Here is a 546-nt window from a genome sequence, read left to right as displayed (position 1 = left end):
GCGGACTCGATATCAAGATCGGTCAAGATCATTAAGATCGCCAGTTTCACCTCATAATTGGTCTGCTTAAGTACCTCGGTTGCCTCTTCTTTAGTGCACTCCGTCGCCTGCATAACAATGCGAGCAGCACGCGCGACCAATTTGTTGTTGGTCGCTTTCACGTCCACCATCAAGTTTTGGTAGCTCTTACCTAAACGGATCATACTTGCTGTAGTGAGCATGTTGAGCACTAACTTTTGCGCGGTGCCTGATTTTAAGCGAGTGGACCCCGTCAAGGCTTCTGGGCCAACAACGGGACTTATTGCGATATCAGCAATATCTGCGATAGGAGAATCCGGATTGCACGACAACGCAACGGTAGTTGATCCAATCGTATTCGCGTATTCCAAACCGCCAATCACATAAGGTGTACGACCACTGGCTGCTATTCCTACCAGTACATCATTGCTGCTGAAGTCGATATCCTTTAAATCTTGCTCACCAAGTTGAGGTGAGTCCTCTGCACCTTCTTTGGCTTTTAGTATCGCTTCAGGGCCACCAGCGATA

The 546-nt window shown here is 48.2% G+C and carries 1 protein-coding gene; it reads right to left on the bottom strand.

Translation table 11 applies throughout. From position 1 onward, the window contains the following. Nucleotides 1-546: N-acetylmuramic acid 6-phosphate etherase (locus R7Z77_RS27820; RefSeq protein ID WP_318137367.1), on the bottom strand; the 546-nt coding region annotated here is incomplete at both ends.

Source organism: Vibrio sp. 1401 (assembly GCF_033340295.1).
This window is presented reverse-complemented; position numbering and strand designations above follow the sequence as displayed.